The sequence below is a fragment of the Microvirga sp. CF3016 genome (assembly GCF_036314085.1).
In the GTDB taxonomy this organism is placed as follows: Bacteria; Pseudomonadota; Alphaproteobacteria; order Rhizobiales; family Beijerinckiaceae; genus Microvirga.
Map to the genome: position 1 here is coordinate 164753 of NZ_JAYGGM010000012.1, position 12241 is coordinate 176993.

General features: G+C 64.0%; 13 protein-coding genes. 7 read left to right on the forward strand and 6 right to left on the reverse strand.

Annotation, left to right across the window (positions count from 1 at the left end):
• Window positions 1-79 precede the first annotated feature (79 nt).
• Window positions 80-1084, reverse strand: a complete 1005-nt coding sequence (locus tag VB672_RS18445) for a Bug family tripartite tricarboxylate transporter substrate binding protein (RefSeq protein ID WP_329785662.1) — start codon at window positions 1082-1084, stop codon at window positions 80-82.
• 47 nt (window positions 1085-1131) lie between these two features.
• Window positions 1132-2010, reverse strand: coding sequence for an amidohydrolase family protein (locus VB672_RS18450; protein ID WP_329785663.1), 879 nt, complete (start codon window positions 2008-2010; stop codon window positions 1132-1134).
• On the opposite strand from VB672_RS18450, the gene VB672_RS18455 reads away from it, so the two are divergent.
• The 5 genes from VB672_RS18455 to VB672_RS18475 all read left to right on the forward strand — a co-directional run bounded on the left by VB672_RS18455 (window position 1992) and on the right by VB672_RS18475 (window position 6600).
• Entirely contained in the window at window positions 1992-3125 is a 1134-nt protein-coding gene (locus tag VB672_RS18455) for a LysR family transcriptional regulator (protein ID WP_329785664.1), read from the forward strand. The genes VB672_RS18450 and VB672_RS18455 overlap by 19 nt on opposite strands.
• A gap of 96 nt (window positions 3126-3221) precedes the next feature.
• The gene (locus VB672_RS18460; protein ID WP_442932103.1) at window positions 3222-4310 is read left to right on the forward strand and encodes a 4-oxalomesaconate tautomerase; all 1089 of its coding nucleotides are present in this window, start codon (window positions 3222-3224) and stop codon (window positions 4308-4310) included.
• Between the two features lie 24 nt (window positions 4311-4334).
• Window positions 4335-5057: a PIG-L deacetylase family protein gene (locus tag VB672_RS18465; RefSeq protein ID WP_329785665.1), complete on the forward strand. Its 723-nt coding sequence runs from the start codon at window positions 4335-4337 to the stop codon at window positions 5055-5057.
• Window positions 5054-5746 carry a 4-carboxy-4-hydroxy-2-oxoadipate aldolase/oxaloacetate decarboxylase gene (locus VB672_RS18470; protein WP_329785666.1) on the forward strand — a complete coding sequence of 231 codons (693 nt, stop codon included), beginning with the start codon at window positions 5054-5056 and terminating at the stop codon, window positions 5744-5746. The genes VB672_RS18465 and VB672_RS18470 overlap by 4 nt, the downstream gene beginning before the upstream one ends.
• Window positions 5747-5781: 35 nt before the next feature.
• Window positions 5782-6600: a DUF1932 domain-containing protein gene (locus VB672_RS18475; protein ID WP_329785667.1), complete on the forward strand. Its 819-nt coding sequence runs from the start codon at window positions 5782-5784 to the stop codon at window positions 6598-6600.
• 131 nt (window positions 6601-6731) lie between these two features.
• Here VB672_RS18475 and pobA read toward each other — a convergent pair whose 3' ends face one another.
• Window positions 6732-7901, reverse strand: a complete 1170-nt coding sequence (gene pobA / locus VB672_RS18480) for a 4-hydroxybenzoate 3-monooxygenase (protein WP_329785668.1) — start codon at window positions 7899-7901, stop codon at window positions 6732-6734.
• Between the two features lie 144 nt (window positions 7902-8045).
• Here pobA and VB672_RS18485 point away from each other — a divergent pair, with 144 nt between their 5' ends.
• Window positions 8046-8939, forward strand: a complete 894-nt coding sequence (locus tag VB672_RS18485; RefSeq protein ID WP_329785669.1) for a helix-turn-helix domain-containing protein — start codon at window positions 8046-8048, stop codon at window positions 8937-8939.
• 50 nt (window positions 8940-8989) lie between these two features.
• Window positions 8990-9157: a hypothetical protein gene (locus tag VB672_RS18490; RefSeq protein ID WP_329785670.1), complete on the forward strand. Its 168-nt coding sequence runs from the start codon at window positions 8990-8992 to the stop codon at window positions 9155-9157.
• A 5-nt stretch (window positions 9158-9162) separates the two neighbouring features.
• Here VB672_RS18490 and VB672_RS18495 read toward each other — a convergent pair whose 3' ends face one another.
• From VB672_RS18495 to VB672_RS18505, 3 genes are read right to left on the reverse strand one after another with little or no spacing between them, the layout of a single operon-like run.
• Window positions 9163-10230 (reverse strand): 3-carboxy-cis,cis-muconate cycloisomerase, encoded by a 1068-nt coding sequence (locus VB672_RS18495; RefSeq protein ID WP_329785671.1) that lies wholly within the window; start codon window positions 10228-10230, stop codon window positions 9163-9165.
• Window positions 10231-10243: 13 nt separating this feature from the next.
• Window positions 10244-11449, reverse strand: a complete 1206-nt coding sequence (gene pcaF, locus VB672_RS18500; RefSeq protein ID WP_329785672.1) for a 3-oxoadipyl-CoA thiolase — start codon at window positions 11447-11449, stop codon at window positions 10244-10246.
• 1 nt (window position 11450) lies between these two features.
• Window positions 11451-12239, reverse strand: coding sequence for a CoA-transferase subunit beta (locus tag VB672_RS18505; RefSeq protein ID WP_329785673.1), 789 nt, complete (start codon window positions 12237-12239; stop codon window positions 11451-11453).
• Window positions 12240-12241: the final 2 nt, after the last annotated feature.

Below are 12241 nucleotides of genomic sequence, written 5' to 3' on the forward strand. Positions count from 1 at the left end.
GCAAAGATGAGCCAGGGGCAAAAGATGAAGCAAATGGTTTGTTTTGAAGGATTGATGAAAATCCTTCATGAGCATGCAACTACTGCTTCGGGATGCCGGCCTTCTCAATCACGGCCCGCCACTTCTCGATGTCCGAGCGAAGCCGCTCGCCGAGCTCGGCCGGAGTTTCGCCCCGCGCCTCGATTCCGAGATCGAGAAGGCGAGCCTTCACGTCTTCCGCCTTCAGAATATTCTGCAGGGCCTTGTTGAGGGTATCGATGATCGGTTGGGGCGTTCCTTTGGGGGCGAACAGCGCATTCCACGAGGTCACGTCGAAGCCCTCGATCCCGGCCTCCCGCGCGGTCGGAACGTCAGGCATGGCGGCGGAGCGGCGTGGGCCAGAGGACGCAATCGCCCTCACCTGCTTGCCCTCGAGGCCCGACTTCACTGCCGCCTGGCTATCGATGAGCAGATGGGTGTCGTCCCTCAGCAGGGAGACCAGCGCGTCAGGCGTGCTGCGGAACGGCACATGGACCAGGTCTGCCCCGGTTTCCTGCTTGAAGAGGACCGAAGAGAGGTGCTGAGAGCTGCCCACCGCGACCGTGGCCACGTTCAGGGTTCCCGGCTTGTCCTTGGCCTGCTGCAGGAAATCCTTGAGGCTCTTGAAGTTCGAGTTCGCGTTGACCACGAAGAGAAAATCGAACGTGCCGAGGGTCGAGATCGGGACGAAGTCGGTCTGCGGGTCGAACGGAAGCTTCGCGAACAGAGGCACGCTGATCGCGGTGCCGTTCGTGAGCATGGTCAAGGTGTGTCCGTCGGGAGCACCCGCGAGAGCCGCCCTGGCCGCCGTGATGCCGCCGGCGCCTGGCATGTTCTCGACGATGAAGCGCTGTCCGAGCTTCTCGCTCAACTTCTCCGACACGATGCGGATCGTGATGTCGGCCACGCCGCCGGCGCCGAAGGGAACCACCACTTTCACGGGGCGGGTGGGATAAGCTGGTTGCGCCAGCGCAGGAACGAATGTCCCGAAGCCTGCCGCCATGGCGAGCGCCAGCAGAGACCGTCTCGTGGCCGTTCCGAACATGGTGTGTTTCTCCCTGATCATTCTGAAATATCGTGTTGGGCGGCGCCCTACGTCGCCCATCGCTGGTCTCAATCCACGAAGCGGAAGAGGCGCGCCGGGTTCTCGACGAGAAGCTTGTGCTGGATGGTCGGATCCGGCGCATAAAGCGGGATGAGATCGACCAGATCACCGTCGTCCGGCATGACCGGCACGTTCGGGTGCGGCCAATCCGTTCCCCAGAGGACCCGATCGGGCGCCGCATCGATCAGGGCCCTGCCGAAGGGAGCGACATCGTGGAAGGGCGGCCCTGCCCGTGAGATGCGCTCCGGGCATGTGACCTTGACCCAGCATTTCTCGTCGCTCCGCACGAGATCCAGCAGCGCCACGAAGCCGGGTTGATCGAGGCCGAGGCTCGCATCGACGACGCCCATGTGGTCGAGCACATAGGGAACCGGCGACGCCGTCAGCCTGGGCCTGAAGTCGGGAAGCAGGGACGCGGGAAGATAGAGATCCACATGCCAGTCGAGGGCGGCGATGCGCTCCACGATCCTGTCGAAGGACGACATGTCCGGCATCGTTCCGAGGCGCGGGAGGAAGGTGAACCGGCATCCGGTGATGCCTGCATCGGCGAGGCGCCGGAGGTCCTGATCGCTGAACGTCTCGTCCACGTTCGCGACGCCCTTGTAGCGCCCGTTGCTCTGCGCGATGGCATCGGTCACGACGCGGTTATCGCGCCCGTGCGGCGTCGCATTCACGATCACCGCCCGCTCGACGCCAAGACGATCGTGCAATGCGCGGAACATCTCCAGCGGCGCATCCGGCGGCGTGTAGGGCCGCTCCGGCACATAAGGATATAGCTCATTCGGCCCAAAGATGTGGCAATGCGTGTCGCAGGCCTTCGGTGGCAGCCTGAAACGCGGAACATGCGGATCGGGGTGCGGCGGCGGGATTGTCGGCGCTGGCGTCATTCGAACGAACTGACCTCCATGAAGCTGCTTCGGGCGCCCATGAAATGCTTCAGAGTTCAAATGAAGCAAATGGTTTGTTTTTAGCGATTAATGAATATACTTCATATATTCTGATACCTGCAGTCATGCCTGCGCCTGAGCGGATGGACCCGATGCGCATCGACTTTCTCGGCCTTCATGCCTTCGTCGCCATTGCCGAGCGCGGCAGCTTCCAGCATGCGGCGGCGCATCTGAACTTGTCGCAGACGGCATTGAGCCACCGGATTCGCAAGCTAGAGGAAGATCTTGGCGTGAAGCTCCTGTCGCGGACCACCCGCGAGGTCTCGCTGACCCAGGCCGGGCTCAATCTTCTGCCCAAGGTGAAGGAAACCATCGAGAGCCTTGCGGGCTCCCTGGATGAACTCCGTCACGAGGGGCGCAGCCGTCAGGAGACCTTGTCGATCGGATGCCTTCCCACCATCGCCTCCGGGCGCCTGCCGGGGGCCCTGCGTCAGTTCCAGGAGCGGCATCGGGACGTGGTGCTCCGGATCTACGACAACTCGGCCACCGAGATCAGCAATCTGGTTCAGGATGGCACGATTGCCTTCGGCATCACCTTGGTGGCCGCGCACCGGTGGGATTTCGACATCGAGATGCTGATCAAGGACCCGTTCACGCTGGTTTGCCCCGAAGACCACCCCTTGGCCGCCCAGTCGGACGTGAGTTGGTCCGATCTCACGGAGGAGCCTCTGATCCGGATCAGTCCCCAGACCGGAAACAGGATCATCATCGACGATGCCTTGGGAAGTCGCCGGGAAACGCTGAGCTGGCGCTTCGAGGTCCAGCACATTCAGACGGCGGTCGCACTCGTCCGTGCGGGGGTTGCCCTGACGGTGATTCCCAGCCTCGCCTTCGACACGGTCGATGAGCGTGGCCTCAAGCTGATCCCCCTGCGCAATCCCAGCGTGACTCGCCAACTCGGAATCATTTCGAAGCGCGGCACACCCCTCTCGCCCCTTGCAGACGAGTTGCGCAAGCTCATCGTGAAGACCTTCGGCGATTCGAAGCAGAAATCCTCAGCGAAGCGCGGCGGGAGATCCGTCAGCAGAATGAAAAAAATTCATGAAAGCTTATAAACAAACCATTTGATGCATCCATAGGGCTGATGCACCCTGCCGGCAATCCATTCACCAGCAGGTGGGAGACGGACCATTCAGCCACGCATTCCCTGCATGATCCTTCGGGGCGGCACCTCCAAGGGCGCCTACTTCCTCGCAGACGATCTCCCGTCCGATCCGGTCCGGCGGGACGCGCTTCTTCTGTCGATCATGGGATCGCCGGATCCGCGCCAGATCGACGGCATCGGTGGCGCGCATCCGCTTACGAGCAAGATCGCCATCGTGTCCAAATCGAAGCGTCCGGACTGCGACGTGGACTTCCTGTTCGGCCAAGTCGTCGTCGACAAGCCCAAGGTGGACGTCACGCCCAATTGCGGGAACATCCTGGCGGGCATCGGGCCGTTTGCCGTCGAGCGCGGCCTTGTTCCCGTGCAAGGCCCTGTGACGCGTGTTCGCGTCCATACAGTTAACACCGGAACCATCGCCGAGCTGAGCGTCCAGACCCCTGACGGGCACGTGGCATACGGAGGCGATGCGCGTATCGACGGCGTGCCGGGAACGGCCGCGCCGATTGCCGTCGAGTTCCTGGATGCGGCAGGCTCCGTCTGTGGCTCACTATTGCCGACGGGACATGCCGTCGACCGCGTCGCTGGTGTCGACGTGACCCTGATCGACAACGGCATGCCCGTCGTGGTGCTCGAAGCCGCGTCGGTCGGCCGGACGGGGTACGAGCCGCGCGACGTTCTCGACAAGGATACGGAACTGAAAGCACGCCTTGAGGAAATCCGCCTTGAGGCGGGCCGTCTCATGGGGCTCGGAGACGTCTCCTCCAAGGTCGTCCCCAAGATGGCGCTGGTCGCGCCGCCGGCGACCGGCGGGCATGTGTGCACCCGCAGCTTCATCCCCCACGAATGCCACGCCTCCATCGGCGTCTTCGCCGCCGTAACGGTGGCGACCGCCTGCGTGCTGCCGGGATCCCCGGCGGCTCGCGTGGCCGAGATCCCGCCTGGGCGGGAAAAAACGCTGTCGGTAGAGCATCCGACTGGCGAGTTCAGCGTCGTGATCGAAGTCGGCGGAACCGAAGAGAGCCCGGTCGTGGAGAAGGCGGGTCTGCTGCGCACCGCGCGCCTGCTCTTCGAGGGCTATGCCTTTGCGCACGACGCCCTGGCGCATTCGCTCGAGGCCGAGCGAAACGCCGCCTGATCAACTCTTCTTGTCGAGGATACCATGAGTACTGGAAAGACCGGACTTGTCGTCACCGCCCATCCCGGTGACTTCGTGTGGCGCGCCGGCGGCGCCATCGCTCTGCACGCCAAGAAGGGCTATCGCATGAAGATCGTCTGCCTCTCCTTCGGCGAGCGCGGCGAGAGTCAGTGGGCCTGGAAGAAGGGCGACGTGTCGCTTGCTGACGTGAAGGCACAGCGGCGCGAGGAGGCCGAGCGTGCCGCCGAGACGCTCGGGGCCGAAATCGAATTCTTCGATGCCGGCGACTACCCGCTCCACACCACGCCCGAGATGCTCGATCGGCTCGTCGACATCTACCGCGAGCTCAGGCCATCCTTCGTGCTCACGCATTCCCTGGAGGACCCGTACAACGTGGACCATCCGGAGGCGACACGCTTTGCGCAGGAAGCGCGCATCATCGCGCAGGCCGCCGGACACAAGCCGAACCCGGACCTCACCTACAACGCGCCGCCGGTGTTCCTGTTCGAGCCGCACCAGCCCGAGCAGTGCAACTACAAGCCGAACGTGATCCTCAACATCGACGACGTGTGGGAGACGAAGCGTAAGGCCTTCGAGATCCTGGCGGCCCAGAAGCACCTTTGGGAGTACTACACCCGCGTGGCCTTGAACCGGGGCATGCAGGGCGGCCGCAATTCCGGGCGGGCCATGACGTATGGCGAAGCCTACCAGCGCATCTTCCCCCAGATCGTCGAGGAACTGGCATGAAGCCCGTCGTCGTCACCAACACGCCGCGCATCGACCAGTCGGTGGTCGACCGACTCGCGGAACTCGGCACTGCAACGACCCATGAAGCTATGGGACGTGTCGGCCTGATGAAGCCGTACATGCGGCCGATCTGGGCCGGAGCCCAGGTTGCCGGCAGCGCCGTGACGGTGCTGGCCCAGCCGGGCGACAACTGGATGATCCACGTGGCCGTGGAGCAATGCAAACCGGGCGACATCCTGGTCGTCGGCGTGACGACCGACAACACGGACGGCATGTTCGGCGATCTGCTGGCAACCTCCCTGAAGGCGCGCGGCGTAGTCGGCCTCGTGATCGACGCCGGCGTGCGCGACGTGAAGACCCTGACGGAGATGGGTTTTCCCGTCTGGTCCCGTGCCATTTCGGCAAAGGGAACGGTGAAGGCCACTCTCGGATCCGTCAACGTGCCGGTCGTCTGCGCGGGCGCCCTGGTGAAGCCAGGCGATGTGATCGTTGCCGATGACGATGGTGTCGTGGTGGTTCCGCGCAAGGAGGCCGAGGCCGTTGCGACAGCGGGTGAAGCCCGCGTGGCCAACGAAGGATCGAAGCGCGAGACGCTCGCCTCGGGCGTTCTCGGCCTCGACCTCTACAAGATGCGCGAACCGCTCGCGAATGCGGGCCTGACCTATGTCGAATACAAGGATGAGGGTTGACGGCTTCGTCAGCCTTATCAGGAGCGGTGAACCCCATGAGCCTTGAGATCGCCTTCATCGGCTATGGAGAAGTCGGACAGCTCTTCTCCCGTCAGCTCGCGAACAGACCAGGCGTGAGGATCAGGGTCTACGATATTCTCTTCGACGATCCGCAGAAGGGGTCGGGACTGCGGCAGCGGGCGTCGGAGGCGGGTGTTCATGCCGCCGACGGTGCAGCGGATGCCTGCCGCGGCGCCGATATCGTGATCTCTGCCGTGACTGCCGATTCCGCCGTCACGGCCGCGGAACAGGTCGCTCCGCATCTTCAGGCGTCCCAGGTCTATATCGACCTCAACTCCGTGTCTCCCGCCACCAAGGAGCGGGTGGCGAAACCCGTTCGGGAAAAAGGTGCGGACTTCATCGAGTTTGCCGTGATGGCCCCTGTCAGGGAGCCAGGAATCGAGGTGCCGATTTTGAGCGGCGGTGAGAAAGCCGAAGAGATTTCGACACGCCTCAACGACCTCGGCATGAAGATTACGCCGGTCAGCGCCGAGATCGGAACCGCGTCCGCCACGAAGCTGTGCCGCAGCATCGTGATCAAAGGCATGGAAGCCCTCATGGTCGACTTCACGCTGGCTTCGGAAAAGGCGGGCGTCATGCCCGCTGTTCTGGCTAGCCTGAAAGCCTCCTATCCCGGTATGGACTGGGACAATGTCGCCAAGGTCATGATGTCCCGCGTGCGCCAGCATGGTATCCGGCGCGCGGCGGAAATGCGCGAGGCCAGCCGCATGATCGAGGAACTCGGACTGGACGGCTCTCTCGCGAATGCCATTGCCGACCGGCACGAGAGCTTCGCGAAAGCGGGCAGGACGTAAGAGGCTCCCTGGGATGACACCCTCCACGTCATGGCCAGCCTTGTGCCGGCCACCTCGATCAGAAGAACGCCGTGCTTTTCAAACCGTCATCACCGGCACAAGGTCCGTGATGACGGGCGGAGCGGCGAACGTCAGATCGGAAGCCCCGTATAGTTCTCCGCCAGCGACCGCGCGGCGGCGTCCGAACTTCTGAGATAGTCGAACTCCGCCCGCTGGATCCGGCGGCTGAAGGCATCGGTGTCCGGAAAGGTGTGAAGGATCGAGGTCATCCACCAGGAGAACCGCTCGGCCTTCCAGATCCGCGAGAGCACACGGGCGGAATAGCCGTCGATCCCTGCCGAAGACCGTTCGGCGTAGTACTCGATGAGGGCTTCGGCCAAAGCACCGACATCGCTCGCCGCGAGGTTCAGCCCCTTGGCACCTGTCGGCGGAACGATATGAGCGGCATCGCCTGCCAGGAAGAGACGCCCGAAGCGCAGCGGCTCGGCCACGAAGCTCCTCAGCGGCGCAATGGATTTCTCGATGGAAGGACCCGTCACCAGGTTGTCGGCGGTTTCCGCGTCGACCCTCCGGCGCAGCTCGTCCCAGAACCGGTCGTCCGACCATTCTTCGACCTTTTCGTTGGCCGGAACCTGGACGTAGTAGCGGCTGCGGGTATGCGAGCGCATGGAGCAGAGAGCGAAGCCGCGTTCGTGATGCGCATAGATCAGCTCCTCTGCCACCGGCGGTCTGTCGACGAGGAGGCCGAGCCAGCCGAAGGGATAGACCCGCTCGAAGGTCCGGATGGAGCCTTCAGGCACGCTGGCGCGGGACGCACCGTGGTAGCCGTCGCACCCGGCGATGAAGTCGCATGCGAGTTCGTGTTCGATACCGTCCTTGACGTAGCGCACTGTCGGCCTGTCGCCGTCGAAATCATGGAGCGAAACGTTCTCGGCTCGGTAGATCGTCGTTGCGCCTGAGGCATCGCGCGCCTGCATGAGGTCGCGGGTGACCTCCGTCTGCCCGTAGACGGTCACTGTCCTGCCGATCAGCTCGCGGAAATTGAAACGGTGCCTTTCGCCGTCGAAGCATAGTTCCACGCCATCGTGAACCAAGCCGTCCGCATGCAGCCTCTCGCTGACGCCGGCCTTCTCCAGGAGTTCCACCGTGCCCTGTTCGAGGACGCCGGCACGGATGCGCCCGAGCACGTATTCCTGGCTGCGCCGTTCGAGGATGACGGTTTCGACTCCGGCCCTGTCCAAGAGACGCCCCAGCAGAAGCCCGGCGGGCCCCGCACCGATGATGGCCACCTTCGTTCTCATGCTAGGTCTCCTCCGAAACAGCGGCCGTGGCCGCCTTGTTCATTTCGCTGCAGGATGAACCCTGCCCGTCGAAGGGCCAATAGACAAAGCGAGCATCGGATTGGACAATTCGAACATTTATGATGCATGACGGATTGACTAATCTTGGCCATCGGCGACATTCCAACTTTTGCCCTTTATGGTGAAACCCGAGACGACCCCGCAGCGGACTGGATCCATTGCGAGACCATCCAGGCCCGCAGTCGCTTGCACAATTACAGGATTTTGCCGCACCGGCATGAGAAGCTGTTCCAGATCCTGCACCTCGCCAGCGGCACGGCCGAGATCGTTCTCGACGGCCGCAGCATGAGCCTGACCGCCCCCGCGCTCGTGGCCCTGCCCCCGATGACGGTGCACGGCTACAGGTTCTCGCCCGACGTCGAGGGAATGGTCCTGACCCTGTTCGACAGCCGCCTGTCTCACATTCTCGCCGACATGGATGGCGTGCGGGAGACTTTTCGGTCGGTTCAGGTGATCCGCCTCCACGCACACGAGAATGCCGCCTGCACCTTGGCCGCAGATATTGGCTCTCTTGCGGACGAGTTCGCCGGGCGCCGGCCCGGGCGTTCGGAGGCCATTCAGGCTCGCCTGATGCTCATTCTGATCGCACTTCATCGGCTTCATGGCGCGGGACAGGGTGCCAGCCATCGCAGCGTCGGGCGGCGGGCCCTCCAACACGCGCTGCGCTTCCGCGAGCTCGTCGACCGGGATTTCCGCAGCAACCAGTCGATCGAGGCCTATGCCCGCAGTCTGGGACTGACGCCACCCCACCTCAACCGCATCTGCCGGGAGCACCTTGGGGACACGGCGCTCGGGGTCATCCATCAGCGCATCATTCTTGAGGCCAAGCGATACCTGACCTTCACGAGCTTGAGCGCCAAGGAGATCGCGCTGGCCCTTGCCTTCGAGGACCCGGCCTATTTCGCACGCTTCTTCAAGCAGAGGACAGGCCTCCCGCCTCTCGCCTTCCGGGCCATGCAGCAGAGCACGATGGCCTGACCGACGAACCCGAACGGCTCCATGGCGTTACAGACCGAAGGAGATACCTCATGGCCGACACCGACCGAAAAAATCCTGGCGACGAGGATGTGCCGGGCACCAAACAGACCGGCGAGAACATCTGTTCGACCTGCAACGGGTCCGGCAGCGTCGGGCGGAAGCCATGTCCGGATTGCGGAGGCTCCGGTCGGGTCACCGTCATCGTCGGAGATGCCTGAGAAGGCTAGTGGTCCGTCACTGACACGGGCACGAGGCTCATGCCCGTGACGAGGGTCTGAGCGCGGCTCAAAGCTGCGGCTGTGGAAACGACCATCTGCGGAAGCACCATCCACTCAAGCGTCCAAGCCGCTCCGGAACGCTCGTTTTCATGTACCAGGGCCTGATGCAGGGTGCCGAGCATCCCGGCATTGAAGCGGGCGAGCGTCACCAGGACCTCGGCCGGAACGGGGTTCGACTTATGCGGCATGGCCGACGAGCCGCCGCCCGTTGCCAACCGCACCTCACCGACCTCGTTCTGCGCCATCAGGGCGATGTCCTGCCCGATCTTGCCGAGGGCGCCGGTGAGCAGTGAGAGGAAGGAGCCGAACTCTCCGATCCTGTCCCGCTGCGAGTGCCAGGACGAAGCAAAGCCCAAACCCAGGATCTTGGCCATGGTATCGGCCACGGCATCGCCATGATCCTTCAATCCGCCGCGCGTCCCGATCGGGCCGCCGAGCTGGAGAACGAGAAGGCGCGGCGCCAGGTTCTGCAAGGCTTCCCTGTGCCGCTCCAGGGGCTGGATCCACGTATCGATCTTATCGGCCGCCGTGAACGCAAGCGCCTGCTGCATTCGGGTATGCGCCATGAGGCGCACCCCGCCATCACGGCGCTTCAATCCATTGAGGGAGTGGATCAGCGTATCAAGACGCTGCCCGAGGATTTCGGTAACGCTTTTCAGGCGCAGGATGAGCGCCGTATCGATGATGTCCTGGCTGGTGGCGCCCAGGTGAACCGATTTGGCATGAGGCTCGCCGACAGCAGCTCGCAGTTGCTTGACGAAGTCCGGGACGATGACGCCGTCCCGGGCCAAACCTTCAGAGAGCCTGGTCCAATCGGCTTGAAATCCACTACAGATTTCGGCGATCCGCCGTGCGGCCTCCTCACCAATCAGCCCGACCTTCGCCTCGGCTTCTGCAAGAGCGGCCTCGACCCGCAGCATGGCCGAGAGTTCGGCCTCGTTGGAAAAGAACGCCCCCACCTCCTCGTCGCCGACGAGAGCTTGCAGGACCAAATATGGGAGCGTCTGCGTCATCACGAGTCTCGCGTTATACGGCTTCGAGAGCAACGGCGATGCCCTGCCCGACACCGATGCACATGGTGGCCAGTGCGCGCTTTTTGCCCGTGAGTTTCAGCTCCAGGGCGGCCGTGCCGGTGATCCGGGCGCCTGACATGCCGAGCGGATGGCCGAGCGCGATGGCGCCGCCATTCGGGTTCACATGCTCGGCGTCCTCCGGGATACCGAGTTCCCGCAGGACCGCGATGCCCTGGCTGGCGAAAGCTTCGTTCAGCTCCACCACGTCGAAATCCGTGGGCTTGAGGCCGAGCCGAGCGCAGAGCTTCTTCGTGGCCGGAGCCGGACCGATGCCCATGATGCGCGGCGCAACGCCCGCCGTGGCACCGCCGACCACGCGGGCGATCGGCTCAAGACCGAACTTCCGGACAGCCTCCTCCGAGGCCACGATCAGGGCCGCCGAGCCGTCGTTGACGCCGGACGCGTTGCCGGCCGTCACGGTGCCGTCCTTGCGGAACGGCGTCGGCAGCTTTGCCAATTGCTCGATGGTGGTGTCGCCGCGGGGATGCTCGTCCTTGTCCACGACCACCGGATCGCCCTTCCGCTTCGGGATCGTGACCGGCACGATCTCCTGCGCCAGCCGCCCGCTGGCCTGGGCGGCGGCCGCCTTCTTCTGGGAGCGCAGGGCGAAGGCGTCCTGGTCTTCGCGGGAGACGTTGAAGTCGGTTGCCACGTTCTCGCCGGTCTCCGGCATGGAATCGACGCCGTACTGGCTCTTGATCAGCGGATTGATGAAGCGCCAGCCGATGGTGGTGTCGTAGATCTCGGCATTGCGCGAGAAGGGCATGTCCGCCTTCGGCATCACGAAGGGAGCCCGCGACATGGACTCGACGCCGCCCGCGATCATGATCTCCGCCTCGCCGGCCTTGATGGCGCGAGCCGCGGCAATGACCGCGTCCATGCCCGAGCCGCAGAGGCGGTTCATGGTGGTGCCCGGGATCGAGCCGGGGAGGCCTGCCAGCAGCACGGCCATGCGAGCGACGTTGCGGTTGTCCTCGCCTGCCTGGTTGGCGCAGCCATAGATCACGTCGTCGATCGCCTCGAAATCCAGGTTAGGGAGACGTTCCCGCAGGGCTCTCAACGGAACCGCCGCGAGATCGTCGGCGCGGACGCTCGACAGGGAGCCGCCATAGCGGCCGATGGGCGTGCGCACATGGGCGCAGATATAGGCTTCACGCATCTCAAGTCCCCTTCTTGCCGCCGTGAGCTTTCTCGGTCCGGGCCTGAAGCTCGCGCAGGGTGGTGAGTTCGAGTTCGGACGGCGGAGGCGTCTCCTCGAGGCGTTCGGAGAATCGCACCTTCCAGCCGCATGTTTCCTGCACCTTATCCCGGGTCACGCCGCGATGCATCGACACCACGGTGAATTCCTTGGTCTCGGGATCAGGCTTCCAGATCGCCAAGTCCGTGATCAGGAGCGTCGGGCCCTTGGTGGTGATGCCGAGGCGCTCGCGATGGTTGCCGCCCTCGCCGTGGCCGAAGGAGGTATAGAAGTCGATCTTCTCCACCATGCCGCGGGTCGCCTGCTTCATGGTGATGAACACCTCCTTGCAGGAGGTTGCGATCTCGGGCGCGCCGCCGCCGCCGGGCAGGCGCACCTTGGGCTTGTGATAATCGCCGATCACCGTGGTGTTGATGTTGCCGAAGCGGTCGAGCTGGGCGGCGCCCAGGAAGCCGATGGAGATCCGCCCGCCCTGCAGCCAGTAGCGGAACATCTCCGGCACCGAGACGGTCGTGACGGCGGTCTCGCAGAGCTCGCCGTCGCCGATGGAGAGCGGCAGCACGTTCGGCGCCGTGCCGATGGTGCCGCTTTCGTAGATCAGGGTGATGTCCGGCGCATGGGTCAGCCGGGCTACGTTGCAGGCGGCCGACGGCGCGCCGATGCCGACGAAGCAGACGTCGTCGTTGGACAATGCGCGGGCCGCCGCGATGGTCATCATCTCGTTGGGCGTGAAGTCTGAGAGGCTGGTCATCC